The sequence below is a fragment of the Pseudomonas sp. PSE14 genome (genome assembly GCF_029203285.1).
In the GTDB taxonomy this organism is placed as follows: domain Bacteria; phylum Pseudomonadota; class Gammaproteobacteria; order Pseudomonadales; family Pseudomonadaceae; genus Pseudomonas.
This window is the reverse complement of the sequence record NZ_CP115669.1, coordinates 650508-675546: the sequence shown is the minus strand read 5'-3', so window position 1 is coordinate 675546 and position 25039 is coordinate 650508. Positions and strand designations below refer to the sequence as shown.

General features: G+C 59.3%; 35 protein-coding genes. All 35 read right to left on the bottom strand.

The window, feature by feature from the left end:
• Nucleotides 1-188: 188 nt before the first annotated feature.
• The 35 genes from bfr to rpoC all read right to left on the bottom strand — a co-directional run bounded on the left by bfr (nucleotide 189) and on the right by rpoC (nucleotide 24989).
• Nucleotides 189-653 (bottom strand): bacterioferritin, encoded by a 465-nt coding sequence (gene bfr, locus O6P39_RS03190; RefSeq protein ID WP_015475340.1) that lies wholly within the window; start codon nucleotides 651-653, stop codon nucleotides 189-191.
• A gap of 133 nt (nucleotides 654-786) precedes the next feature.
• Nucleotides 787-2235: a catalase KatA gene (gene katA / locus O6P39_RS03185; protein WP_275609989.1), complete on the bottom strand. Its 1449-nt coding sequence runs from the start codon at nucleotides 2233-2235 to the stop codon at nucleotides 787-789.
• 275 nt (nucleotides 2236-2510) lie between these two features.
• Entirely contained in the window at nucleotides 2511-2900 is a 390-nt protein-coding gene (gene rplQ, locus O6P39_RS03180) for a 50S ribosomal protein L17 (RefSeq protein WP_015475338.1), read from the bottom strand.
• Nucleotides 2901-2943: 43 nt separating this feature from the next.
• Nucleotides 2944-3945 (bottom strand): DNA-directed RNA polymerase subunit alpha, encoded by a 1002-nt coding sequence (gene rpoA / locus O6P39_RS03175; protein WP_009617182.1) that lies wholly within the window; start codon nucleotides 3943-3945, stop codon nucleotides 2944-2946.
• A gap of 22 nt (nucleotides 3946-3967) precedes the next feature.
• Nucleotides 3968-4588: a 30S ribosomal protein S4 gene (gene rpsD, locus O6P39_RS03170; RefSeq protein WP_275609988.1), complete on the bottom strand. Its 621-nt coding sequence runs from the start codon at nucleotides 4586-4588 to the stop codon at nucleotides 3968-3970.
• Between the two features lie 16 nt (nucleotides 4589-4604).
• Complete coding sequence (rpsK, locus tag O6P39_RS03165; protein WP_003093689.1) at nucleotides 4605-4994, bottom strand: 30S ribosomal protein S11; 390 nt, start codon at nucleotides 4992-4994, stop codon at nucleotides 4605-4607.
• A gap of 18 nt (nucleotides 4995-5012) precedes the next feature.
• Entirely contained in the window at nucleotides 5013-5369 is a 357-nt protein-coding gene (gene rpsM, locus O6P39_RS03160; protein ID WP_017521894.1) for a 30S ribosomal protein S13, read from the bottom strand.
• Nucleotides 5370-5499: 130 nt separating this feature from the next.
• The gene (rpmJ, locus tag O6P39_RS03155) at nucleotides 5500-5616 is read right to left on the bottom strand and encodes a 50S ribosomal protein L36 (protein ID WP_002555468.1); all 117 of its coding nucleotides are present in this window, start codon (nucleotides 5614-5616) and stop codon (nucleotides 5500-5502) included.
• Nucleotides 5617-5640: 24 nt separating this feature from the next.
• Entirely contained in the window at nucleotides 5641-6972 is a 1332-nt protein-coding gene (gene secY, locus O6P39_RS03150; protein ID WP_207884734.1) for a preprotein translocase subunit SecY, read from the bottom strand.
• A complete protein-coding gene (rplO, locus tag O6P39_RS03145; RefSeq protein ID WP_152219918.1) occupies nucleotides 6973-7407 on the bottom strand; it encodes a 50S ribosomal protein L15 in 435 nt (144 codons plus the stop codon).
• A gap of 3 nt (nucleotides 7408-7410) precedes the next feature.
• Nucleotides 7411-7587: a 50S ribosomal protein L30 gene (rpmD, locus tag O6P39_RS03140; RefSeq protein ID WP_016490545.1), complete on the bottom strand. Its 177-nt coding sequence runs from the start codon at nucleotides 7585-7587 to the stop codon at nucleotides 7411-7413.
• Between the two features lie 2 nt (nucleotides 7588-7589).
• On the bottom strand, nucleotides 7590-8090 hold the full coding sequence (gene rpsE / locus O6P39_RS03135; RefSeq protein ID WP_009617173.1) for a 30S ribosomal protein S5: 501 nt from the start codon (nucleotides 8088-8090) through the stop codon (nucleotides 7590-7592).
• Nucleotides 8091-8093: 3 nt separating this feature from the next.
• Nucleotides 8094-8444 carry a 50S ribosomal protein L18 gene (rplR, locus tag O6P39_RS03130; protein WP_152219916.1) on the bottom strand — a complete coding sequence of 117 codons (351 nt, stop codon included), beginning with the start codon at nucleotides 8442-8444 and terminating at the stop codon, nucleotides 8094-8096.
• A gap of 10 nt (nucleotides 8445-8454) precedes the next feature.
• Nucleotides 8455-8988 (bottom strand): 50S ribosomal protein L6, encoded by a 534-nt coding sequence (rplF, locus tag O6P39_RS03125; RefSeq protein ID WP_275609987.1) that lies wholly within the window; start codon nucleotides 8986-8988, stop codon nucleotides 8455-8457.
• Between the two features lie 11 nt (nucleotides 8989-8999).
• On the bottom strand, nucleotides 9000-9392 hold the full coding sequence (rpsH, locus tag O6P39_RS03120; RefSeq protein WP_084313379.1) for a 30S ribosomal protein S8: 393 nt from the start codon (nucleotides 9390-9392) through the stop codon (nucleotides 9000-9002).
• A gap of 189 nt (nucleotides 9393-9581) precedes the next feature.
• Nucleotides 9582-9887, bottom strand: coding sequence for a 30S ribosomal protein S14 (rpsN, locus tag O6P39_RS03115; RefSeq protein ID WP_152219911.1), 306 nt, complete (start codon nucleotides 9885-9887; stop codon nucleotides 9582-9584).
• 13 nt (nucleotides 9888-9900) lie between these two features.
• Nucleotides 9901-10440, bottom strand: a complete 540-nt coding sequence (gene rplE / locus O6P39_RS03110; protein ID WP_275609986.1) for a 50S ribosomal protein L5 — start codon at nucleotides 10438-10440, stop codon at nucleotides 9901-9903.
• Between the two features lie 19 nt (nucleotides 10441-10459).
• Nucleotides 10460-10774, bottom strand: a complete 315-nt coding sequence (gene rplX, locus O6P39_RS03105) for a 50S ribosomal protein L24 (protein WP_015475328.1) — start codon at nucleotides 10772-10774, stop codon at nucleotides 10460-10462.
• Between the two features lie 12 nt (nucleotides 10775-10786).
• Nucleotides 10787-11155, bottom strand: coding sequence for a 50S ribosomal protein L14 (rplN, locus tag O6P39_RS03100; RefSeq protein WP_003093714.1), 369 nt, complete (start codon nucleotides 11153-11155; stop codon nucleotides 10787-10789).
• 16 nt (nucleotides 11156-11171) lie between these two features.
• Nucleotides 11172-11438, bottom strand: a complete 267-nt coding sequence (rpsQ, locus tag O6P39_RS03095; protein ID WP_152219907.1) for a 30S ribosomal protein S17 — start codon at nucleotides 11436-11438, stop codon at nucleotides 11172-11174.
• Between the two features lie 2 nt (nucleotides 11439-11440).
• On the bottom strand, nucleotides 11441-11632 hold the full coding sequence (gene rpmC / locus O6P39_RS03090; RefSeq protein WP_003093720.1) for a 50S ribosomal protein L29: 192 nt from the start codon (nucleotides 11630-11632) through the stop codon (nucleotides 11441-11443).
• On the bottom strand, nucleotides 11632-12045 hold the full coding sequence (gene rplP, locus O6P39_RS03085; RefSeq protein WP_009617163.1) for a 50S ribosomal protein L16: 414 nt from the start codon (nucleotides 12043-12045) through the stop codon (nucleotides 11632-11634). Before rplP ends, rpmC begins: the two co-directional genes overlap by 1 nt.
• A gap of 11 nt (nucleotides 12046-12056) precedes the next feature.
• Nucleotides 12057-12743: a 30S ribosomal protein S3 gene (rpsC, locus tag O6P39_RS03080; RefSeq protein ID WP_015475326.1), complete on the bottom strand. Its 687-nt coding sequence runs from the start codon at nucleotides 12741-12743 to the stop codon at nucleotides 12057-12059.
• A gap of 13 nt (nucleotides 12744-12756) precedes the next feature.
• Nucleotides 12757-13089 carry a 50S ribosomal protein L22 gene (rplV, locus tag O6P39_RS03075; RefSeq protein ID WP_015475325.1) on the bottom strand — a complete coding sequence of 111 codons (333 nt, stop codon included), beginning with the start codon at nucleotides 13087-13089 and terminating at the stop codon, nucleotides 12757-12759.
• 12 nt (nucleotides 13090-13101) lie between these two features.
• Nucleotides 13102-13377, bottom strand: coding sequence for a 30S ribosomal protein S19 (gene rpsS, locus O6P39_RS03070; RefSeq protein ID WP_015475324.1), 276 nt, complete (start codon nucleotides 13375-13377; stop codon nucleotides 13102-13104).
• 16 nt (nucleotides 13378-13393) lie between these two features.
• Nucleotides 13394-14215 carry a 50S ribosomal protein L2 gene (rplB, locus tag O6P39_RS03065; RefSeq protein ID WP_024767388.1) on the bottom strand — a complete coding sequence of 274 codons (822 nt, stop codon included), beginning with the start codon at nucleotides 14213-14215 and terminating at the stop codon, nucleotides 13394-13396.
• An 11-nt stretch (nucleotides 14216-14226) separates the two neighbouring features.
• Complete coding sequence (rplW, locus tag O6P39_RS03060; RefSeq protein ID WP_015475322.1) at nucleotides 14227-14526, bottom strand: 50S ribosomal protein L23; 300 nt, start codon at nucleotides 14524-14526, stop codon at nucleotides 14227-14229.
• The gene (rplD, locus tag O6P39_RS03055; RefSeq protein ID WP_017521904.1) at nucleotides 14523-15125 is read right to left on the bottom strand and encodes a 50S ribosomal protein L4; all 603 of its coding nucleotides are present in this window, start codon (nucleotides 15123-15125) and stop codon (nucleotides 14523-14525) included. Before rplD ends, rplW begins: the two co-directional genes overlap by 4 nt.
• A 14-nt stretch (nucleotides 15126-15139) precedes the next feature.
• Nucleotides 15140-15775: a 50S ribosomal protein L3 gene (gene rplC / locus O6P39_RS03050; RefSeq protein WP_275609985.1), complete on the bottom strand. Its 636-nt coding sequence runs from the start codon at nucleotides 15773-15775 to the stop codon at nucleotides 15140-15142.
• Nucleotides 15776-15857: 82 nt separating this feature from the next.
• Nucleotides 15858-16169: a 30S ribosomal protein S10 gene (gene rpsJ, locus O6P39_RS03045; RefSeq protein WP_003243886.1), complete on the bottom strand. Its 312-nt coding sequence runs from the start codon at nucleotides 16167-16169 to the stop codon at nucleotides 15858-15860.
• Between the two features lie 155 nt (nucleotides 16170-16324).
• Nucleotides 16325-17518 carry an elongation factor Tu gene (gene tuf, locus O6P39_RS03040; RefSeq protein ID WP_152219891.1) on the bottom strand — a complete coding sequence of 398 codons (1194 nt, stop codon included), beginning with the start codon at nucleotides 17516-17518 and terminating at the stop codon, nucleotides 16325-16327.
• A 30-nt stretch (nucleotides 17519-17548) separates the two neighbouring features.
• On the bottom strand, nucleotides 17549-19678 hold the full coding sequence (gene fusA, locus O6P39_RS03035) for an elongation factor G (RefSeq protein WP_275609984.1): 2130 nt from the start codon (nucleotides 19676-19678) through the stop codon (nucleotides 17549-17551).
• A 30-nt stretch (nucleotides 19679-19708) separates the two neighbouring features.
• Complete coding sequence (gene rpsG / locus O6P39_RS03030) at nucleotides 19709-20179, bottom strand: 30S ribosomal protein S7 (RefSeq protein ID WP_275609983.1); 471 nt, start codon at nucleotides 20177-20179, stop codon at nucleotides 19709-19711.
• A gap of 84 nt (nucleotides 20180-20263) precedes the next feature.
• Nucleotides 20264-20635 carry a 30S ribosomal protein S12 gene (gene rpsL / locus O6P39_RS03025; RefSeq protein WP_015475317.1) on the bottom strand — a complete coding sequence of 124 codons (372 nt, stop codon included), beginning with the start codon at nucleotides 20633-20635 and terminating at the stop codon, nucleotides 20264-20266.
• A 154-nt stretch (nucleotides 20636-20789) separates the two neighbouring features.
• Nucleotides 20790-24989: a DNA-directed RNA polymerase subunit beta' gene (gene rpoC, locus O6P39_RS03020; RefSeq protein ID WP_275609982.1), complete on the bottom strand. Its 4200-nt coding sequence runs from the start codon at nucleotides 24987-24989 to the stop codon at nucleotides 20790-20792.
• Nucleotides 24990-25039 lie beyond the last annotated feature (50 nt).

The following is a 25039-nucleotide window of genomic DNA, read 5'->3' as shown; positions in this document are numbered from 1 at the left end:
CCAATCGGCGCAGGGGCTTTTTTCTGCTCTTCGTAGGAGCGAGCTTGCTCGCGAACCGCCCAACAACGGAGTCGCCGGGAAGCTCTGTTCGCGAGCAAGCTCGCTCCTACAAAAGCGTGCTCCGCGCGCAAATAAAAAAGCCCCCGGAGCCTGAGCGCCGGGGGCTTTTGTCGAACCGAAGCTGCGGATCAGATCTGCGACTGCAGGTAATTTTCCAGCCCCATTTTCTGGATCAGCCCAAGCTGCTGCTCCAGCCAGTAGGCGTGGTCTTCCTCGGTGTCGGTCAGCTGCACGCGGAGGATGTCGCGGGTAACGAAGTCCTTGTGCTTCTCGCACAGGGCGATGCCCTTGGCCAGGGCGGCGCGCACATGGCGCTCCAGTTTGAGGTCAGCTTCGAGCATCTCCGGTACGGTCTTGCCTGGGTGGATGTCGTCCGGACGCATGCGAGGTGTGCCTTCGAGCAGCAGGATGCGGCGCAGCAAGGCATCGGCGTGCTGGGTTTCCTCTTCCATCTCGTGGTTGAGGCGTTCGTAGAGCTTGGTGAAGCCCCAGTCCTCGTACATCCGCGAGTGGATGAAGTACTGGTCGCGAGCGGCCAGCTCACCGGTCAGCAGCGTGTTCAGATAGTCGATAACCTCGGCGTGGCCTTGCATCAGCCTTCTCCCTGGAACGTGACAGCAAATTAAACGGCGCTATGGTCCGGCTGGGGATGACCGGGGTCAAGCCCGTAATTGGCCGGAAACAAAGCCGCCCTCCGAAGAGGGCGGCGTGTTCCGATGCCTGAGCTTAGTCCAGCTTCAGACCGAGCGCCTTGGCGACACCTTCGCCGTAGGCCGGGTCGATCTTGAAGAACAGCGCGAGCTGACGACGCTGGATGGCTTCCGGCACGCCTGCCATGTCACCGGCGATGTTGGCGTACAGCCGCTGCCGCTGAGCCTCGTCGAACAGGCGGAACAGCGCGGCCGGCTGGCTGTAGTAGTCATCGTCGACGCGGTGGTTCCAGTGATCGGCGGTGCCTTCCAGGGTCAGCGGCGGTTCGGAGTAGTCCGGCTGCTCCTGCCACTGGCTGAAGCTATTCGGCTCGTAGGTGACGGTCATGTCACCATTGTTGCCGTCCACCCGCATGGCGCCGTCGCGGTGGTAGATGCGCGGATTGTTGCGCGCGGCGTTAACCGGGATCTGGTGGTGGTTCACGCCCAGACGGTAGCGGTGCGCATCGCCGTAGGAGAACAGGCGCCCCTGGAGCATCTTGTCCGGCGAGAAGCCGATCCCGGGGACGATATTCGCCGGGCTGAACGCGGACTGCTCGACCTCGGCGAAGTAATTCGCCGGGTTGCGGTTAAGCTCGAAGTAGCCCACCTCGATGAGCGGATAATCACCGTGCGGCCAGACCTTGGTCAGGTCGAACGGGTTGTAGCGGTAGGTCGCCGCTTCCTTCTCCGGCATCACCTGCACGTACATGGTCCAGCGCGGGAAGTCGCCACGCTCGATGGCCTCGTACAAGTCGCGCTGCGAACTCTCGCGGTCGGCACCGACCAGCTTCGCCGCTTCCTCGTTGCTCAGGTTCTCGATGCCTTGCTGGGTCTTGAAGTGGAACTTCACCCAGAAGCGCTCGTTGCTGGCGTTGATGAAGCTGAAGGTGTGGCTGCCGAAGCCGTGGACGTGACGGTAGCTGCGTGGCAGGCCGCGGTCACTGAAGTCGATGGTCAGTTGGTGCAGCGCTTCAGGCAGATGCGAGAAGAAGTCCCACTTCATGGTGGCGTTGCGCAGGTTGGTACGCGGGTCGCGTTTCACCACGTGGTTCAGGTCAGGGAATTTCAGCGGGTCGCGGAAGTAGAAGACCGGGGTATTGTTGCCCACCAGGTCCCAGTTGCCTTCCTCGGTGTAGAACTTCAGGGCAAAGCCACGGATATCGCGTTCGGCATCCGCCGCGCCGCGCTCGCCTGCCACGGTGGAGAAGCGCAGGAACAACGGAGTCTGCTTACCGATCTGGGAGAACAGCTTCGCCCGGCTGTAGCGGGTGATGTCGTGGGTGACGGTGAAGGTGCCATAGGCGGCCGAGCCTTTGGCGTGCATGCGGCGCTCAGGAATCACTTCACGATCGAAGTGCGCCAGTTTCTCCAGGAACCAGACGTCCTGCAGCAGCATCGGCCCCCGCGGGCCGGCGGTCTGGACGTTCTGGTTATCGGCGACCGGCGCTCCAGCAGCGGTCGTCAGGCGGGTTTTGTCGCTCATCGTTACTCTCCTAAACGGCGGTCTGTGCGGCAGCCAATGCGTCACCGGAAGGGTGAGCGCTGCCCGACATCCCGATCGGACAATTAAGCGCCTCCACCGGCGTTGCGGCTGTTGATCCAGCTCAGCTAGCGGTGGAAGTCGGCGAAGTCAGGATCGTCGAGGAGATGGGTAATGAGCCAATTTATTGATTCGAGCCCATCGATAGAGAAATACTTTTCGATAGGCGATAAAAAACCGGGCACAAGGCCCGGTTTCTTATAAGTAAGGCGTAAACCTTACTCTGCAGCTTCTACTGCTTGGCCGCCAACAGCACGGTCAATCAGTTCGACGTATGCCATGGGGGCATTGTCGCCGGCGCGGAAGCCGCACTTCAGGATGCGCAGGTAGCCGCCCGGACGGTTGGCGTAGCGCTTGCCCAGTTCGTTGAACAGCTTGCCTACGGCTTCTTTCGAACGGGTACGATCGAAAGCGAGACGACGGTTGGCAACGCTATCCACTTTAGCCAGGGTGATCAGCGGCTCGGCAACGCGACGCAGTTCCTTGGCCTTGGGCAGGGTGGTTTTGATCAGTTCGTGTTCGAAGAGCGACACAGCCATGTTCTGGAACATAGCCTTGCGGTGCGCGCTGGTGCGGCTCAGGTGACGACCACTTTTACGATGGCGCATGGTTCAATTCCTTTCCAAACTTTACGTTCGGTAGCTACGACGATCAGGCAGTAGCCTTGTCGTCTTTCTTGAGACTTGCCGGCGGCCAGTTGTCGAGGCGCATACCGAGGGACAGACCGCGAGAGGCCAGAACGTCCTTGATTTCGGTCAGGGACTTCTTGCCCAGGTTCGGCGTTTTGAGCAGCTCTACTTCGGTGCGCTGAATCAGGTCACCGATGTAGTAGATGTTCTCTGCCTTCAGGCAGTTGGCCGAACGGACGGTCAGCTCCAGGTCATCGACCGGACGCAGCAGGATCGGATCGATCTCGTCTTCCTGCTCTTCAACGACGGGCTCGCTGTCGCCTTTGAGGTCCACGAACGCTGCCAGCTGCTGTTGCAGGATGGTAGCGGCGCGACGGATAGCCTCTTCAGGGTCCAGGGTGCCGTTGGTTTCCAGATCGAGGACCAGCTTGTCCAGGTTGGTACGCTGTTCGACACGGGCGTTCTCGACCACGTAGGCAACACGACGTACGGGGCTGAACGAGGCGTCGAGCTGCAGACGGCCGATACTACGGCTTTCGTCTTCATCGCTCGAACGGGCATCAGCCGGCTCGTAGCCACGGCCACGAGCGACTTTCAGCTTCATGTTCAGCGCGCCGTTATCGGCCAGGTGGGCGATAACATGGTCACCGTTGACGATCTCGACATCATGATCCAGCTGAATATCGGCAGCGGTCACCACACCCGAGCCCTTTTTCGCCAGGGTCAGCGTCACTTCGTCACGGCCGTGCAGCTTGATGGCCAGGCCTTTCAGGTTGAGCAGGATCTCGATGACATCTTCCTGCACACCTTCGATGGCGGAGTACTCATGGAGTACGCCGTCGATCTCGGCCTCGACCACTGCACAGCCAGGCATGGAGGACAACAGGATGCGACGCAGCGCGTTGCCCAGGGTATGGCCGAAACCACGCTCGAGGGGCTCGAGGGTGATCTTGGCGCGGGTTTGGCTGACCACCTGCACATCGATGTGGCGGGGGGTCAGGAACTCATTTACCGAACTCTGCATGGATGCACCTATTTTCTAGCCCTTACTTGGAGTAGAGCTCGACAATCAGGTTTTCGTTGATGTCGGCGGACAGATCAGCACGAGCCGGGACACTCTTGAAGGTGCCGGACTTCTTGTCGCTATCCACTTCGACCCACTCAACGCGACCGCGCTGGGCGCACAGTTCCAGGGCTTGGGCGATACGCAGCTGGTTCTTCGACTTCTCGCGAACAGCAACGACGTCACCAGCCTTGACCTGGTAGGACGGGATGTTAACGGTCTGACCGTTCACGCTGATGGTCTTGTGGGACACCAGCTGACGGGATTCGGAACGAGTGGAACCGAAGCCCATACGGTAGACGACGTTGTCCAGACGGCACTCGAGCAGCTGCAGCAGGTTCTCACCAGTGGAGCCCTTGCGGCGGGACGCTTCCTGATAGTAGCCACGGAATTGACGTTCCAGAACGCCGTAGATGCGGCGGACTTTCTGCTTCTCGCGCAGCTGCAGACCGTAGTCGGACAGACGACCACGACGCTGACCATGCTGGCCAGGAACGTTTTCTGCCTTGCACTTCGAGTCGAGGGCACGAACGCCGCTCTTCAGGAACAGATCAGTGCCTTCGCGGCGAGACAGTTTGCACTTGGGACCAATGTAACGAGCCATTTCTCACTGTCTCCTATTACACGCGACGCTTTTTCGGCGGACGGCAGCCGTTGTGCGGGATCGGGGTTACGTCGGTGATGCTGGCGATCTTGTAACCGCAGGCATTCAGCGCACGTACAGCCGATTCGCGGCCCGGGCCCGGGCCCTTGACGTTGACGTCGAGGTTCTTCAGACCGTATTCCAGAGCTGCCTGGCCGGCACGCTCGGCCGCTACCTGGGCAGCGAACGGAGTGCTCTTACGCGAGCCGCGGAAGCCCGAACCACCGGAGGTAGCCCAGGACAGGGCGTTGCCCTGACGGTCGGTGATGGTAACGATGGTGTTGTTGAAGGACGCGTGGATATGCGCGATCCCGTCAACCACCGTCTTTTTGACTTTCTTACGAGGACGAGCAGCAGGTTTTGCCATGACTAAATTCCTAAGCGATTACTTGCGGATCGGCTTACGCGGGCCCTTACGGGTACGCGCGTTGGTCTTGGTACGCTGACCGCGAACCGGCAGACCGCGACGATGACGCAGACCGCGGTAGCAACCGAGGTCCATCAGACGCTTGATGTTCATGTTGATTTCGCGACGCAGGTCACCTTCGGTGGTCAGCTTGGCCACCTCGGTACGCAGCGAATCAATCTGCTCTTCGCTCAGGTCCTTGATCTTTGCAGCCGGGCTGATGCCGGTGGCTGCACAGATGCTCTGTGCGGTAGTGCGACCGACACCATAGATGTAGGTCAGCGAGATAACAGTGTGCTTGTTATCCGGAATGTTTACGCCTGCAATACGGGCCATTCAGAAAAACTCCAATTGACAGCTACCCGGCGCCCAGGAAGCCAAGAAAGGGCGCGGATATTAGCGCTGTAAAAACAAATAATCAACCCGGCAGCACACTAGCTGCCGGGTTATAACGCGTGGTTCACACTCAGCCTTGGCGCTGCTTGTGACGCGGCTCCGCGCTGCAGATCACACGAACGACGCCTTCGCGACGGATGATCTTGCAGTTACGGCACAGCTTCTTTACCGATGCACGAACTTTCATCAGTGACTCCTCGAACCTTACGGGTCAGCGCAGCAGGCCGCTGCCATAGCCCTTCAGGTTGGCTTTCTTCATGAGGGATTCGTACTGGTGAGAAACGAGGTGCGATTGTACTTGGGCCATAAAGTCCATCACAACCACGACCACGATCAGCAACGAGGTCCCGCCAAGGTAGAACGGTACGTGGGCAGCTACGACCAGGAACTGGGGCAGCAGACACACAGCCGTCATGTACAGGGCACCGAACATGGTCAAACGGGTCAGCACGCCATCGATGTAGCGAGCCGATTGTTCGCCCGGACGAATACCCGGAATAAATGCACCGGACTTCTTGAGGTTTTCCGCCACGTCCTTCGGGTTGAACATCAGCGCTGTGTAGAAGAAGCAGAAGAAGACGATCCCTGCACTAAACAGCAGAATGTTCAGCGGCTGCCCCGGAGCGATCGCTTGCGCGACGTCCTGCAGCCAACCAAGGCCTTCCGACTGACCGAACCAGGCACCCAGGGATGCCGGGAACAGCAGGATGCTGCTGGCGAAGATCGCGGGGATTACACCCGCCATGTTCACTTTCAGCGGCAGATGGCTGGTCTGGGCGGCAAACACCTTGCGGCCTTGTTGGCGCTTGGCGTAATGCACGGCGATACGGCGCTGACCACGCTCGATGAATACAACGAACGCGATGATGGCCACGGCCAGCAGGCCGATGGCGATCAGGGCGAAGATGTTGATGTCACCTTGACGCGCAGACTCGAAGGACTGACCGATTGCTCGGGGCAGGCCTGCGACGATACCGGAGAAGATCAACATGGAGATGCCGTTGCCGACACCCCGCTCGGTGATCTGCTCACCCAGCCACATCATGAAGAGTGCACCCGCCACGAAGGTGGTGACCGACACGAAGTAGAAGCCGAAGTCGTTGGAGAAGGCCACACCCTGGCTGCCCAGACCAACGGACATGCCGATGGCCTGGACGAGTGCCAGAGCGAGAGTTGCGTAGCGGGTGTACTGGCTGATCTTGCGACGCCCAGACTCACCCTCTTTCTTCAACTGCTCCAGCTGCGGGCTGATAGCGGTCATGAGCTGCATGATGATCGATGCCGAGATGTACGGCATGATCCCCAGTGCAAAGATACTCATGCGCTCCAGCGCGCCGCCGGAAAACATGTTGAAGAGGCTAAGAATGGTCCCCTCGTTCTGCCGGAACAGTGCCGCCAAGCGATCAGGGTTGATGCCCGGGACTGGGATGTGCGCGCCGATCCGATAGACGATGATCGCCAGGAACAGGAAACGCAGACGTGCCCAGAGCTCGGACAAACCACCACCGTTGCTCAGCGCAGAGAGAGCACCTTGCTTAGCCATTTAGTCCTCGATTTTGCCGCCAGCTGCTTCGATAGCCGCACGAGCGCCTTTGGTGGCGCCGATGCCTTTCAGGGTGACTGCGCGAGTAACTTCGCCGGACAGCATGACTTTCACACGCTGTACGTTCTGGTTAATCACGTTGGCATCCTTCAGGGCCTGCACGGTTACGACATCACCCTCGACCTTGGCCAGCTCGGAGGTACGCACTTCTGCGCGATCCAGGGCCTTCAGCGAGTTGAAGCCGAACTTCGGCAGACGACGGTGCAGCGGCTGCTGACCACCCTCGAAGCCCGGAGCGATGGAGCCACCGGAGCGGGAGGTCTGACCTTTGTGACCACGGCCACCGGTCTTGCCCAGACCGCTACCGATGCCACGGCCCGGACGGTGCTTTTCGCGACGGGCACCCGGCGCGGAACGCAGATCGTTCAGTTGCATGGATTAACCCTCCACACGCAGCAGGTAGTAGGCCTTGTTGATCATGCCGCGGTTTTCAGGAGTGTCCTGAACCTCAACGGTGTGACCAATGCGACGCAGGCCCAGGCCTTTGACGCAAGCCTTGTGATTGGCCAGACGGCCGTTCACGCTCTTGATCAGGGTAACTTTGACAGTTGCCATGGTTAGAGAATCTCCTCGACGCTCTTGCCACGCTTGGCCGCTACCGACTCAGGGGACTGCATGTTCTTCAGGCCCTTGAAGGTTGCGTAGACCACGTTCACCGGGTTGGTGGAGCCGTAGCACTTCGCCAGAACGTTCTGCACACCGGCCACTTCCAGGACAGCACGCATGGCGCCGCCGGCGATGATACCGGTACCTTCGGAAGCCGGCTGCATGTACACCTTGGAGGCGCCATGGGCGGACTTGGTCGGGTACTGCAGGGTGGTGCCGTTCAGATCAACCTGGATCATGTTGCGGCGAGCAGCTTCCATGGCTTTCTGGATGGCGGCCGGCACTTCACGCGCCTTGCCACGACCGAAGCCAACACGGCCCTTGCCATCGCCAACCACGGTCAGCGCGGTGAAGGCGAAGATACGGCCACCTTTAACGGTTTTGGCGACGCGGTTAACTTGAACCAGCTTCTCGATGTAGCCTTCGTCGCGCTTTTGATCGTTGTTTGCCATAACTTAGAACTCCAGACCGCCTTCGCGAGCGGCATCAGCCAGGGCCTTGATACGGCCGTGGTACTTGAAGCCAGAACGGTCGAACGCCACCTGAGTGACGCCGGCAGCCTTGGCGCGTTCGGCGACCAGTTGACCAACTTTCTTGGCTGCGTCGATGTTGCCGGTGGCACCTTCGCGCAGTTCCTTGTCCAGGGTCGAGGCGCTGGCCAGGACCTTGCCGCCATCGGCCGCAATGACCTGGGCGTAGATGTGCTGGGCGGAGCGGTACACACAGAGGCGTACGGCTTCCAGTTCGCGCATCTTCAGGCGTGCCTTGCGAGCGCGGCGCAGACGGGTTTCTTTCTTGACGCTCATTTGCTATGCCCTACTTCTTCTTGGCTTCTTTACGAAGGACGACTTCGTCGGCGTAACGCACGCCCTTGCCTTTGTACGGCTCCGGCGGACGGAAGTCGCGGATTTCCGCAGCTACCTGACCCACCAGCTGCTTGTCGATGCCCTTGATCAGGATATCGGTCTGGCTGGGGGTTTCCGCTACGATGCCGGCAGGCAGTTCGTAATCAACCGGGTGGGAGAAGCCGAGAGCCAGGGACAGCACTTGGCCTTTGGCCTGCGCCTTGTAACCAACGCCGACCAGCTGGAGCTTGCGCTCGAAGCCCTGGCTGACGCCGATCACCATGTTGTTGACCAGAGCGCGGGTGGTACCGGCCATGGCACGGGTCTGCTGGTCGCCGTTACGCGCAGCGAAACGCAGCTCACCGTTGTCCTGAATGACTTCGACGGACGGATGGACTTTCAGCTCGAGAGCGCCTTTGGCACCCTTGATCGAAAGCTCCTGGCCAGCCAGCTTGATTTCAACGCCGGCGGGCAGCTTGACGGGGTTCTTAGCAACGCGAGACATGCTGATTCCCCTTAGAACACAGTGCAGAGCACTTCGCCACCAACACCAGCGGCACGGGCAGCACGATCAGTCATCACACCCTTGTTGGTGGAGACGATCGACACACCCAGGCCACCGCGTACTTTCGGCAGCTGGTCTACGGATTTGTACTGGCGCAGGCCAGGACGGCTGATTCGCTTCACTTCTTCGATGACAGGCTTGCCTTCGAAGTACTTCAGCTCGATCGACAGCAGAGGCTTGGCCTCGGCGCTGACTTGGAAATCCGCAATGTAACCTTCGTCCTTGAGGACTTTGGCGACTGCCGCTTTCAGCTTGGAAGACGGCATGCTCACGACGGTCTTCTCAGCCATCTGGGCATTACGGATGCGAGTTAGCATGTCTGCTAACGGGTCCTGCATACTCATGGGCTTAATGCTCCTGATACAAAAGATAAGCCTTCAACTTCTTTACTCGCCCTCAAAACACCAGGCGCACAAAACCCCTGGCTCGGGGGAGCCGGGTATTCTAGAGATCGCTCAAAAACGAATCAAGCCCCACGAGGGGGCTTGATTCGTTAAGCGATCAACGGAGCCGTTGCCGGCTCCGCTAACGACTTACCAGCTGGCTTTCACCAGACCCGGTACGTCGCCGCGCATTGCAGCTTCGCGCAGCTTGTTACGGCTCAGACCGAACTTGCGGTAGAAGCCGTGCGGACGACCGGTCAGACGGCAGCGGTTACGCAGGCGGCTGGCGCTCGCGTCACGGGGCTGCTTCTGCAGGGCGACCTGGGCATTCCAACGCTCTTCCGCGGAGGAGTTCGGATTAGCGATGATCGCTTTCAGCTCGGCACGCTTTTTGGCGTACTTGGCTACCGTTTGCTGACGCTTCAGCTCACGGTTCTTCATGCTCTCTTTAGCCATGGTCCTACTCCAATCAGTTGCGGAACGGGAAGTTGAAGGCGCGCAGCAGGGCACGACCTTCATCATCCGTACGAGCGGTGGTGGTCAGAGTGATATCCATACCGCGGAGGGCATCGATCTTGTCGTAATCGATTTCCGGGAAGATGATCTGCTCTTTGACGCCCATGCTGTAGTTGCCACGACCGTCGAAGGACTTGGCGTTCAGACCGCGGAAGTCACGTACGCGCGGCAGGGAGATCGACAGCAGACGGTCCAGGAACTCGTACATGCGGTCGCCACGCAGGGTGACTTTCACGCCAATCGGCCAGCCTTCACGGATCTTGAAGCCAGCGATGGACTTACGAGCGTAAGTCACGACCGGCTTTTGACCCGCGATCTTTTCCAGATCGGCTACGGCGCTCTCGATGACTTTCTTGTCACCAACAGCTTCGCCAAGACCCATGTTCAGGGTGATTTTGGTAACGCGCGGAACTTCCATCACGTTCGCCAGCTGAAGCTCTTGCTTCAGCTTGGGAGCGATTTCCTTCCGATAAATTTCTTTCAATCGTGCCATGGTGATCTACCTAGCTCCCTCAAGCCTGAACCGGTTTCTGGGTCGACTTGAAGACACGAATCTTCTTACCGTCTTCGACCTTGAAGCCAACGCGGTCAGCCTTGTTGGTTTCAGCGTTGAAGATGGCGACGTTGGAGACGTGCAGAGGCGCCTCCTTCTCGACGATCCCGCCTTGCTGGTTGAGCATGGGGTTGGGCTTGGTGTGGCGCTTGATCAGGTTCACACCGCCAACGACCAGACGGTCGTCAGCGAGAACTTTCAGCACCTTGCCACGCTTGCCCTTGTCCTTGCCGGCAATGACGATGACTTCGTCGTCACGACGAATTTTTTGCATGACGGCTACTCCTTACAGCACTTCAGGGGCAAGGGAGACGATCTTCATGAACTTCTCGGTACGAAGTTCACGAGTCACCGGCCCGAAGATACGGGTGCCGATCGGCTCCTGCTTGTTGTTCAGCAGGACGGCGGCGTTGCCGTCGAAGCGAATGATGGAACCGTCGGTACGACGTACGCCGTGCTTGGTGCGAACGACCACGGCAGTCATTACCTGGCCCTTCTTCACCTTGCCACGCGGAATCGCTTCCTTGACGGTGACCTTGATGATGTCGCCAATGCCGGCGTAACGACGGTGGGAACCGCCGAGTACCTTGATGCACATTACGCGACGCGCGCCGCTGTTGTCAGCGACATCGAGCATGGATTGAGTCTGAATCATCTTCTATCTCCGACCCTTAGACTTCAACCGCGCGCTCGACGATATCAACCAGGGTCCAGGCCTTGGTCTTGGCCAGCGGACGGGTCTCGCGGATGGTGACCAGGTCACCAACGCGGCACTGATTGGTTTCGTCGTGGGCGTGCAGTTTGGTCGAACGCTTCACGTATTTGCCGTAGATCGGGTGCTTTACGCGACGCTCGATCAGAACGGTAACGGTCTTGTCCATCTTGTCGCTGACGACGCGGCCAGTCAGCGTACGGACGGTGTTCTGAGCTTCAGCCATGATTACTTACCTGCTTGCTGGTTGAGCACAGTTTTAACGCGAGCGATGTCGCGCTTCACTTGCGAGAGCAGGTGAGACTGCCCCAACTGGCCAGTTGCCTTCTGCATGCGCAGATTGAACTGGTCGCGCAGCAGGCCGAGCAGTTGCTCGTTCAGCTGCTCAACGGATTTTTCACGAAGTTCATTCGCTTTCATCACATCACCGTCCGCTTAACAAAGGAGGTGGCGAGCGGCAGCTTTGCAGCAGCCAGGGCGAATGCCTCACGCGCCAGCTCTTCGGATACACCCTCGATCTCGTACAGGACCTTGCCCGGTTGAATCTGGGCTACCCAGTACTCGACGCCGCCCTTACCTTTACCCATACGTACTTCCAGGGGCTTCTTGGTAACAGGCTTGTCGGGGAATACGCGAATCCAGATCTTGCCGCCACGTTTAACGTGACGGGTCAGCGCACGACGTGCGGACTCGATCTGACGCGCGGTGAGACGGCCACGGCTGGTTGCCTTGAGGGCGAACTCGCCGAAGCTGACTTTGGAACCGCGATGAGCCAGGCCACGGTTGTGACCGGTCATTTGCTTGCGGAACTTCGTACGCTTAGGTTGCAGCATTTGCGTACTCCTTACTTAGCAGCTTTTTTACGAGGAGCGGGCGCTACAGGCTTCAGCTCTTCCTGGCGGCCACCAATGACCTCGCCTTTGAAGATCCAAACCTTCACACCGATCACACCGTAGGTGGTGTGCGCTTCGTAGGTTGCGTAGTCGATGTCGGCACGCAGGGTGTGCAGGGGCACACGACCTTCGCGATACCACTCGGTACGAGCGATTTCAGCGCCGCCCAGACGACCGCTTACCTGGATCTTGATGCCTTTGGCACCAATGCGCATGGCGTTCTGTACAGCGCGCTTCATGGCGCGACGGAACATAACGCGACGCTCCAGCTGCTGAGCTACGCTCTGCGCAACCAGCATACCGTCGAGTTCCGGCTTGCGGATCTCTTCGATGTTGATGTGCACAGGCACACCCATTTGCTTGGTCAGGTCCTGACGCAGCTTCTCAACATCTTCACCTTTCTTGCCGATCACGATGCCGGGACGAGCGGTGTGGATGGTGATGCGTGCAGTTTGAGCCGGACGATGGATATCGATACGGCTTACGGACGCGCTTTTTAGTTTGTCTTGGAGATACTCACGTACCTTCAGGTCGGCGAACAGATAATCGGCGTAAGTGCGCTTATCTGCGTACCAAACGGAGGTGTGCTCCTTGACGATACCCAGGCGGATGCCATTGGGATGTACTTTCTGACCCATCTGATCGACTCCGTTACTTGTCCGCAACCTTGACAGTGATATGGCAAGACCGCTTGACGATGCGATCAGCACGGCCTTTGGCACGCGGCATGATGCGCTTGAGCGAACGACCTTCGTTGACGAAGACGGTGGAGACCTTCAGGTCATCCACATCGGCGCCTTCGTTGTGCTCGGCGTTGGCCACGGCCGACTCCAGCACTTTCTTCATGATCTCGGCGGCTTTCTTGTTGCTGAAAGCCAGGAGGTTGAGCGCATCGCCCACCTTCTTCCCGCGGATCTGGTCGGCGACCAAGCGGGCTTTCTGGGCGGAGATACGAGCGCCCGAGAGCTTAGCGGCTACTTCCATCTTCCTTACCCCTTAACGCTTGGCTTTCTTGTCCGCAGCGTGCCCACGATAAGTGCGGGTAGCAGCGAACTCGCCGAGTTTGTGACCGACCATGTCTTCGTTGACCAGGACCGGCACGTGTTGACGGCCGTTGTGGACAGCGATGGTCAGACCAACCATGTGCGGCAGGATCATCGAACGGCGCGACCAGGTCTTGATCGGCTTGCGGTCGTTCTTTTCCACCGCCACTTCGATCTTCTTCAGCAGGTGAAGATCGATAAAAGGACCTTTTTTCAGAGAACGTGGCACTGTCGTATCCCTCTATTTACTTGCGGCGACGGACGATCATGTTGTCGGTACGCTTGTTCGCGCGAGTCTTCTTACCCTTGGTCTGAAGACCCCACGGCGATACCGGATGACGACCAGCAGAGGTACGACCTTCACCACCACCATGCGGGTGGTCGACCGGGTTCATGGCAACACCACGAACGGTCGGGCGAACGCCACGCCAGCGCTTGGCACCAGCTTTACCCAGCGAACGCAGGCTGTGCTCGGAGTTCGAGACTTCACCCAGGGTCGCACGGCAGTCAGCCAGGACTTTGCGCATTTCGCCGGAACGCAGACGTACGGTTACGTATGCACCTTCACGGGCAACCAGCTGAGCCGAAGCGCCAGCGGAGCGAGCGATCTGAGCGCCTTTACCAGGCTTCAGTTCGATACCGTGGATGGTGCTACCCACCGGGATGTTGCGCAGCGGCATGTTGTTGCCGGCCTTGATCGGAGCGCCGATACCGGAGATCAGTTGATCACCAGCCACCACGCCTTTCGGAGCGATGATGTAGCGACGCTCGCCGTCCGCGTATTTCAGCAGAGCGATGTGAGCAGTACGGTTCGGATCGTATTCAACGCGCTCAACGATGGCAGGGATGCCATCCTTGTTGCGGCGGAAGTCGACCAGACGATAGTGCTGCTTGTGGCCACCACCGATATGACGGGTGGTGATACGACCGTTGTTGTTACGGCCGCCCGACTTGGACTTCTTCTCGAGCAGGGGAGCGAACGGAGCACCTTTGTGCAGGTCCTGGTTCACTACCTTGACGACGAAACGACGACCAGCGGAAGTCGGTTTGCATTTAACGATTGCCATGATGCACCCCTTTACTCAGCGCCAGCTGCGAAATCGAGATCCTGGCCCGGCTGGAGAGCGATGTACGCTTTTTTCCAGTCGTTACGCTTGCCCAGGCCGCGAACGGTACGCTTGGTCTTGCCCTGAACGTTCAGGGTGGTGACGCGACGTACTTTCACGCCGAACAGGCTTTCTACGGCCTTCTTGATTTCCAGCTTGGTTGCATCAGTGGCAACCTTGAAAACGAATTGGCTGTTGCCGTCCGCCAGGCCAGTGGCCTTCTCGGAGATATGCGGGCCCAGCAGCACCTTGAATACGCGTTCCTGGTTCATGCCAGCAGCTCCTCGAACTTCTTCACGGCAGACACGGTGACCAGCACCTTGTCGTAGGCAATGAGGCTGACCGGATCGGAAGCCTGGACGTCACGTACATCGACGTGGGCCAGGTTGCGAGCTGCCAGGTACAGGTTCTCATCGACGCCTTCGGTGACGATCAGTACATCTTTCAGGCCCAGGCCTTCCAGCTTGCTGACCAGACCCTTGGTCTTCGGCGCATCGACAGCGAAGTCGGCAACGACAACCAGACGATCCAGACGAACCAGCTCAGAGAGGATGGAGCGCAGAGCAGCGCGGTACATCTTCTTGTTGAGCTTCTGGGAGTGATCCTGGGGCTTGGCTGCGAAGGTCGCGCCGCCGCCACGCCAGATGGGGCTGCGAATGGTGCCAGCACGAGCACGACCGGTGCCCTTCTGACGCCACGGCTTCTTGCCACCGCCGGAGACTTCGGAACGAGTCTTCTGAGCCTTGGTGCCCTGACGACCGCCAGCCATGTAGGCGACGACAGCCTGGTGAACCAGAGTCTCGTTGAATTCGCTGCCAAAGGTACGCTCGGAAACTTCGATCGCCTGAGCGCCATTTACATTCAGTTGCATCTCAGCTTCCTCTCTTAACCGCGAGCCTTGGCTGCCGGACGCACCAGCACATCACCACCGGTAGCGCCGGGAACGGCACCTTTGACCAGCAGCAGATTGCGCTCTGCATCGACACGTACGACTTCCAGGGATTGAACGGTTACACGCTCAGCACCCAGGTGGCCGGACATTTTCTTGCCCTTGAACACTCGACCAGGAGTCTGGCACTGGCCGATAGAACCCGGGACGCGGTGGGAAACGGAGTTACCGTGGGTGTTATCTTGACCACGGAAGTTCCAGCGCTTGATGGTACCGGCAAAGCCTTTACCCTTGGACTCGCCGGTAACGTCTACCAGCTGGCCAGCCTGGAACAGCTCGACGGTGATTGCATCACCGGCGTTGTAGGCTTCCTCGTCCAGACGGAATTCCCACACGCCGCGACCGGCGGCGACATTCGCCTTGGCGAAGTGACCGGCTTGCGCCTTGGTCACACGGGAAGCACGACGCTCACCGACAGTCACCTGGACCGCACGGTAGCCATCGCTCTCTTCGTTCTTGAACTGGGTGACGCGATTCGGCTCGACCTCAATGACCGTGACCGGAATGGAGACACCATCTTCGGTGAAAATGCGGGTCATGCCGCACTTACGACCGACAACACCAATTGTCATCTTTAGAACCTCTTTAGTGTACGGGGCTTTCACCCGCTATGGCCGCCCATTTCAGAGCGTTACACGACCAATGCCGAAGGCATTAGCCGAGGCTGATCTGTACTTCGACGCCAGCAGCAAGGTCGAGCTTCATCAGCGCGTCGACGGTTTTGTCGGTCGGCTGAACGATGTCGAGAACACGCTTGTGGGTACGAATTTCGTACTGGTCACGAGCGTCCTTGTTGACGTGCGGGGAAATCAGCACGGTGTAACGTTCCTTGCGGGTCGGCAGAGGAATCGGACCACGCACCTGAGCGCCAGTACGTTTCGCGGTTTCCACGATTTCCTGGGTAGATTGGTCGATCAGGCGATGGTCAAAAGCCTTCAACCGAATACGGATTTGTTGATTTTGCATTTGACCTCAGACTCCAAGTTGCCATTCCCAACGGACGGACTCCGCCCGTTAAAAGGAGGCGCAATTGTACGGATGCACCTTGGGGGTGTCAATATTTAACCAACTCAACGAAAAAGGGACCCCGAGGGGTCCCTTTTTCTGGAGCGGATCAGCGATTACTCGATGATCTTGGCAACCACGCCGGCGCCAACGGTACGGCCGCCTTCGCGGATCGCGAAGCGCAGGCCATCTTCCATGGCGATCGGAGCGATCAGGGTGACAACCATTTTCACGTTGTCGCCCGGCATTACCATCTCAACGCCTTCCGGCAGTTCGCAGTTGCCGGTTACGTCGGTGGTACGGAAGTAGAACTGCGGACGGTAGCCCTTGAAGAACGGGGTGTGACGACCGCCTTCTTCCTTGGACAGCACGTACACTTCGCACTCGAACTTGGTGTGCGGCTTGATGGTGCCCGGCTTGGCCAGAACCTGACCACGCTCTACGTCTTCACGCTTGGTGCCGCGCAGCAGGACGCCGACGTTCTCACCAGCACGACCTTCGTCGAGCAGCTTGCGGAACATTTCAACGCCGGTGCAGGTGGTCTTGGTGGTCGCCTTGATGCCGACGATTTCCACTTCTTCCTGAACCTTGACGATGCCACGCTCAACACGGCCAGTTACCACGGTGCCACGACCGGAGATCGAGAACACGTCTTCGATCGGCATCAGGAACGGCTGGTCGATTGCACGAACCGGCTCGGGGATGTAGGAGTCCAGGGTCTCTACCAGCTTGCGCACGGCGGAAACGCCCATCTCGTTGTCGTCCTGGCCGTTCAGAGCCATCAGAGCGGAACCCACGACGATCGGGGTGTCATCACCCGGGAAGTCGTAGGTGTTCAGCAGGTCGCGAACTTCCATCTCGACCAGTTCCAGCAGCTCGGCGTCGTCAACCATGTCAGCCTTGTTCAGGAACACGACAATGTAAGGAACGCCTACCTGACGGGACAGCAGGATGTGCTCGCGGGTCTGCGGCATGGGGCCGTCAGCAGCCGAGCAAACCAGGATCGCGCCGTCCATCTGGGCAGCACCGGTGATCATGTTCTTCACGTAGTCGGCGTGGCCCGGGCAGTCTACGTGCGCGTAGTGGCGAACGGGCGAGTCGTATTCAACGTGAGAGGTGTTGATGGTGATACCACGAGCCTTCTCTTCCGGCGCGTTGTCGATCTGGTCGAAAGCGCGAGCGGAGCCGCCCCAGGTCTCGGAGCAGACCTTGGTCAGAGCAGCGGTCAGAGTGGTTTTACCGTGGTCAACGTGACCGATGGTGCCAACGTTGACGTGCGGTTTGTTACGTTCGAATTTTTCCTTAGCCACGACAGTAAACCTCGTACTTAAAGGGCTGAATCAAGCTTGTTTTTTAACGAGAGCTTCGACGATGTTCGACGGAGCCTCGGCGTACTTGGAGAATTCCATAGAGTAGCTTGCGCGACCCTGGGACATGGAACGCACGTCGGTTGCGTAACCGAACATTTCGCCCAGCGGAACCTCGGCACGAATCACCTTACCGGAGACCGAGTCTTCCATCCCCTGAATCAGACCACGACGACGGTTCAGGTCACCCATCACATCGCCCATGTAGTCCTCAGGAGTCACCACCTCTACCTTCATGATCGGCTCAAGCACCTTACCACCACCCTTCTGGGCCAGTTGCTTGGTCGCCATGGAAGCAGCGATCTTGAACGCCATCTCGTTGGAGTCGACGTCGTGGTAGGAACCATCGAACACGGTAGCCTTCAGGCCGATGAGCGGATAGCCGGCAACAACGCCGTTCTTCATCTGCTCTTCGATACCCTTCTGGATCGCCGGGATGTATTCCTTCGGAACCACACCGCCCACGACTTCGTTGGTGAATACCAGACCTTCGGTGATGTTGCCCTTCTCGTCCACATCCGGAGTCGAGAAGCGGATCCAGCAGTGACCGAACTGGCCGCGACCGCCGGACTGGCGAACGAACTTGCCTTCGATCTCTACGTTGTCCTTGGAGATGGTTTCACGGTAGGAAACCTGCGGCTTGCCGATGTTGGCCTCGACGCCGAACTCGCGCTTCATACGGTCGACGAGGATGTCCAGGTGCAGCTCACCCATACCGGAGATGATGGTCTGGCCGGTTTCTTCGTCGGTCTTGACGCGGAACGACGGGTCTTCCTGGGCCAGCTTGCCAAGGGCGATACCCATCTTCTCCTGGTCAGCCTTGGTCTTCGGCTCTACAGCTACCGAGATTACCGGCTCCGGGAAGTCCATACGCTCGAGGATGATCGGCTTCTCGATGTCGCACAGGGTGTCACCGGTGGTGACGTCCTTCATACCGATCAGAGCCGCGATGTCGCCAGCGCGTACTTCTTTGATCTCGTCACGCTGGTTGGCGTGCATCTGCACCATACGACCAACGCGCTCTTTCTTGCCCTTGACGGAGTTGACGACCGACTGGCCGGACTCCAGAACGCCCGAGTAGACGCGAACGAAGGTCAGAGTACCTACGAACGGGTCGGTAGCGATCTTGAACGCCAGAGCGGAGAACGGAGCGTTGTCGTCAGCCGGACGCTCGTCGTGGATTTCGTTGTCATCAGTGCTGTCCGGGTGGACGCCCTGAATCGCCGGAATCTCGGTCGGAGCAGGCAGGAAGTCGATAACGGCGTCGAGAACCAGGGGCACGCCCTTGTTCTTGAAGGAGGAGCCGCAGACAGCCGGAACGATTTCGCAGGCGATAGTACGCTGACGCAGGCCGGCCTTGATGTCTTCGATCGACAGCTCGCCCTCTTCCAGGTACTTGTTCATCAGCTCTTCGTTGGCTTCGGCAGCAGCCTCGACCATGTTGTTGCGCCACTCGTTGGCCAGATCGACCAGCTCGGCAGGGATCTCTTCCTCACGGTAAGAGGTGCCCTTGTCGTCTTCGTTCCAGTAGATGGCCTTCATCTTCATCAGGTCGATCTGACCCTGGAAGTCATCTTCTGCACCAATGGCCAGCTGAACCGGAACCGGGGTGTGGCCCAGACGGTTCTTGATCTGACCGACGACGCGCAGGAAGTTGGCGCCAGCGCGGTCCATCTTGTTCACGTAAACGATACGCGGAACACCGTACTTGTTGGCCTGACGCCATACGGTTTCGGACTGCGGCTCAACGCCGGAGGTGCCGCAGAACACAACGACGGCGCCGTCCAGTACGCGCAGGGAGCGCTCAACTTCAATGGTGAAGTCTACGTGGCCGGGGGTGTCGATGACGTTTACGCGGTACTTGTCGTACTGGCCGCGCGAACCTTCCCAGAAGGTAGTGATCGCAGCGGAAGTAATGGTGATACCACGCTCCTGCTCCTGCACCATCCAGTCGGTGGTAGCAGCGCCGTCGTGTACCTCACCCATCTTGTGGCTGAGACCTGTGTAGAACAGGATCCGCTCGGTAGTGGTGGTCTTGCCCGCGTCAACGTGGGCGCAGATACCAATGTTCCGGTAGCGGTTGATTGCTGTATTACGAGCCATAAAGCCCTCGCAGAAGTATTGATGCCGTAATTAGAAGCGGTAGTGCGAGAACGCTTTGTTGGCTTCAGCCATACGGTGCACGTCTTCACGCTTCTTGACGGCAGCGCCTTTGCCTTCAGCGGCATCCAGCAGCTCGCCAGCCAGGCGCAGGGCCATGGACTTCTCGCCACGCTTGCGGGCGAAGTCCACCAGCCAACGCATGGCCAGTGCATTACGACGGGACGGACGTACTTCGACCGGAACCTGGTAGGTAGCACCGCCAACACGGCGGGACTTCACTTCGACCAGCGGAGCGATGGCGTCGAGTGCTTTTTCGAAGAGTTCCAGGGGGTCACCTTTACTGCGCTCTTTGACCTTGTCCAGAGCACCGTAAACGATACGCTCGGCAACGGCTTTCTTGCCGCTTTCCATCACGTGGTTCATGAACTTGGCCAGAATCTGGCTTCCGTATTTCGGATCGGCCAGGATCTCACGTTTGGCCGCTACACGACGTCTTGGCATTGATAAGCCCTCAAACGGTCTTCAGGTTAGCTCGGGACCAGGCCCGACCTTACTCTTATCGACTCAGCAAATAGGAAAACAAAATTACTTCGGACGCTTGGCGCCGTACTTGGAACGACCCTGCTTACGGTCTTTAACGCCGGAGGTATCCAGCGAACCGCGCACGGTGTGGTAACGCACACCCGGGAGGTCCTTTACACGACCGCCACGGATCAGCACTACGCTGTGCTCTTGCAGGTTGTGACCTTCACCACCGATGTACGAGGAAACCTCGAAACCGTTGGTCAGACGAACACGGCACACTTTACGCAGTGCGGAGTTCGGCTTCTTCGGGGTGGTGGTGTATACGCGGGTGCATACGCCGCGACGCTGAGGGCAGTTCTGCAGGGCAGGAACGCCGCTCTTGTCTACCAGGCGCTTGCGCGGTTTGCGCACCAGCTGGTTGATAGTTGCCATCTATAGCTCCACTGATTGTCTTACGACACTTAAAAACGAAAATGGGCAGAGCGTGAGCCCTGCCAATTTTCGGGGTACAAGATACTAAAGAGCTTCCTGTACACCGTCAAGACGAAGCCCCGGTTGTCAAGACAACCGGGGCTTCGTTTGAGGCTTAGTTACCGCTCAGGTTGAGCGCTTCGGCCAGTGCAGCTTCGGCTTCGCTCGCGCTGACGCGCTGCGGTTTGCCGAGATCGCGCTGACGCTTGCGCTCGCTGTGGTAAGCAAGGCCGGTACCTGCCGGGATCAGACGACCCACGACCACGTTTTCCTTCAGGCCGCGCAGGAAGTCGCGCTTGCCGGTGACCGCCGCTTCGGTGAGAACGCGGGTGGTCTCCTGGAAGGATGCCGCCGAGATGAACGACTCGGTGGACAGCGAGGCCTTGGTGATACCCAGCAGGACGCGCTCGTACTTGGCCGGGAACTTGTCCTGGGTACCCAGTACTTCGTTCTCTTCCAGCACGTGTACCAGCTCGACCTGGTCGCCCTTGATGAAGGACGAATCGCCCGACTCGGCCACTTCGACCTTGCGCAGCATCTGACGCAGGATGGTCTCGATGTGCTTGTCGTTGATCTTCACGCCCTGCAGACGGTAAACGTCCTGGATCTCGTTGACGATGTACTTGGCCAGCGAGCTGACACCCAGCAGACGCAGAATGTCGTGCGGGTTGCTCGGGCCGTCGGAGATCACTTCACCACGGCTTACCTGTTCACCTTCGAACACGTTCAGGTGACGCCACTTCGGAATCAGCTCCTCGTACGGATCGCTACCGTCGGTGGGAGTGATGACCAGGCGGCGCTTGCCCTTGGTTTCCTTGCCGAAGGAAATGGTGCCGCTGATTTCCGCCAGGATCGAAGGCTCTTTCGGACGACGAGCTTCGAACAGGTCGGCAACGCGCGGCAGACCACCGGTGATGTCACGGGTCTTCGAGGTTTCCTGCGGGATACGCGCGATAACGTCACCGATACGCACCTTCGCGCCATCGTTGAGGTTGACCAGTGCGTTTGCCGGCAGGAAGTACTGGGCCGGTACGTCGGTACCCGGCAGCAGCAGATCCTTGCCTGCGGCGTCGATCAGCTTCACGGCCGGACGGATGTCCTTGCCGGCAGCCGGACGATCCTTCGGATCCATCACTTCAATGTTGGTCAGACCGGTCAGTTCGTCGGTCTGGCGCTTGATGGTGATGCCCTCTTCCATGCCCACGAAGGCCACGGTGCCGTCCATCTCGGTGACGATCGGGTGGGTGTGCGGGTCCCACTTGGCGACGATGGCGCCCGGATCGACCTTGTCACCTTCCTTCACGGAAATCACCGCACCGTACGGCAGCTTGTAGCGCTCGCGCTCACGACCGAAGTCGTCGGCTACCGCCAGCTCACCGGAACGGGAAACCGCTACCAGGGCGCCGTCGGCACGCTCTACGTGCTTCAGGTTGTGCAGGCGAATGGTGCCGCCGTTCTTGACCTGTACGTTGTCCACGGCGGAAGTACGGCTGGCCGCACCACCAATGTGGAAGGTACGCATGGTCAGCTGGGTACCCGGCTCACCGATCGACTGGGCGGCGATAACGCCGACAGCTTCACCGATGTTCACGCGGTGACCACGGGCCAGATCGCGGCCGTAGCACATGGCGCAGATGCCGTGACGGGTTTCGCAGGTGATCGGCGAGCGCACAACGACTTCGTCGACGCTCATCTGCTCGAGGAAATCGACCCACTTCTCGTCGATCAGGGTGCCAGCTTCGACGATGACGTCGTCGCTGCCCGGCTTGAACACGTCGCGTGCAATCACACGGCCGAGTACACGCTCACCCAGCGGCTCAACCACGTCGCCGCCTTCGATGTGCGGAGACATGACCAGGCCATGCTCGGTGCCGCAATCGATCTCGGTCACGACCAGGTCCTGGGCCACGTCGACGAGACGACGGGTCAGGTAACCGGAGTTCGCAGTCTTCAGTGCGGTATCCGCCAGACCTTTACGAGCACCGTGAGTGGAGATGAAGTACTGGAGTACGTTCAGGCCTTCACGGAAGTTCGCGGTGATCGGGGTCTCGATGATGGAGCCGTCCGGCTTGGCCATCAGGCCACGCATACCGGCCAGCTGACGGATCTGGGCCGCGGAACCCCGCGCACCGGAGTCCGCCATCATGTACATGGAGTTGAAGGACTCCTGATCGACCTGCTTGCCTTCGCGATCGGTCACCTTCTCTTTCGAGAGGTTGGCCATCATCGCCTTGGACACTTCGTCGTTGGCCTTGGACCAGAGGTCGATCACCTTGTTGTACTTCTCGCCCTGGGTTACCAGGCCGGAGGCGTACTGGCTCTCGATCTCCTTCACTTCCTCGGTGGCGGCATCGATGATGCGGGCCTTTTCGTCCGGGATGACGAAGTCGTTCACGCCGATCGACACACCGGAGATGGTCGAGTAGGCGAAGCCGGTGTACATCAGCTGGTCAGCGAAGATGACGGTGTCCTTCAGACCCACCACGCGGTAGCAGTGGTTGATCAGCTTGGAGATCGCCTTCTTCTTCATCGACTGGTTGACCACGTCGAAGGGCAGGCCGGCCGGGACAACCTGGAACAGCAGCGCACGGCCGACGGTGGAGTCGACGATGCGGGTGTTGGCGGTCAGGGAGCCGTCTTCGTTCTTGATCTTCTCGTTGATGCGCACTTTCACGCGGGCGTGCAGGGACACCTGGCCGCTGCGGTACGCGCGGTCAACTTCCTGCAGGTCTGCGAAAGCCATGCCCTCGCCCTTCGCGTTGATCGCTTCACGGGTCATGTAGTACAGACCCATTACCACGTCCTGCGACGGAACGATGATCGGCTCGCCGTTGGCGGGCGACAGAATGTTGTTGGTGGACATCATCAGCGCGCGCGCTTCCAGCTGAGCCTCGAGGGTCAGCGGAACGTGCACGGCCATCTGGTCACCGTCGAAGTCGGCGTTGTATGCGGCGCAGACCAGCGGGTGCAGCTGGATGGCTTTACCTTCGATCAGTACCGGCTCGAACGCCTGGATGCCCAGACGGTGCAGAGTCGGCGCACGGTTCAGCAGTACGGGGTGTTCGCGAATGACTTCAGCGAGAACGTCCCACACTTCCGGCAGCTCGCGTTCGACCATCTTCTTGGCGGCCTTGATGGTGGTGGCCATGCCACGACCTTCCAGCTTGCCGAAGATGAAGGGCTTGAACAGCTCCAGGGCCATTTTCTTCGGCAGACCGCACTGGTGCAGACGCAGGGTCGGACCTACGGTAATTACCGAACGGCCGGAGTAGTCCACGCGCTTACCGAGCAGGTTCTGACGGAAGCGACCCTGCTTACCCTTGATCATGTCAGCCAGGGACTTCAGCGGGCGCTTGTTCGAGCCGGTGATGGCACGGCCGCGACGGCCGTTGTCCAGCAGGGCGTCGACGGCTTCCTGCAGCATGCGCTTTTCGTTGCGCACGATGATGTCCGGAGCGGCCAGGTCGAGCAGGCGCTTCAGACGGTTGTTACGGTTGATCACGCGACGATACAGATCGTTCAGATCCGAAGTCGCGAAGCGGCCGCCATCCAGCGGAACCAGCGGACGCAGGTCCGGCGGCAGCACCGGCAGGACGGTCAGCACCATCCACTCCGGATGGTTGCCGGAGCCCTGGAAGGCTTCCATCAGCTTCAGGCGCTTGGACAGCTTCTTGATCTTGGTTTCCGAGTTGGTCTGCGGAATCTCTTCGCGCAGGCGGCCGATCTCGTGCTCCAGATCGATAGCGTTGAGCAGCTCGCGAACGGCTTCCGCACCCATGCGGGCGTCGAAGTCGTCACCGAACTCTTCGAGGGCTTCGAAGTACTGCTCGTCGTTCAGCAGCTGGCCCTTCTCCAGGGTGGTCATGCCCGGATCGATCACCACGTAGCTCTCGAAGTAGAGCACGCGCTCGATGTCACGCAGGGTCATGTCCAGCAGCAGGCCGATACGGGACGGCAGGGACTTCAGGAACCAGATGTGGGCGACCGGCGAGGCCAGTTCGATGTGGCCCATGCGCTCACGGCGCACCTTGGCCAGGGCGACTTCCACGCCGCACTTCTCGCAGATCACACCGCGGTGCTTGAGGCGCTTGTACTTACCGCACAGGCACTCGTAGTCCTTCACCGGGCCGAAGATCTTGGCGCAGAACAGGCCATCGCGCTCCGGCTTGAAGGTACGGTAGTTGATGGTCTCCGGCTTCTTAACTTCGCCGAAGGACCAGGAACGAATCATCTCGGGCGAGGCCAGACCAATACGGATGGCATCGAACTCCTCGATTTGACCCTGGTTTTTCAACAGATTGAGCAAGTCTTTCAAGGCCTTTCCTCCTCACGGACCCGGTGCGACTGGCCTTGACCAGCCGCACC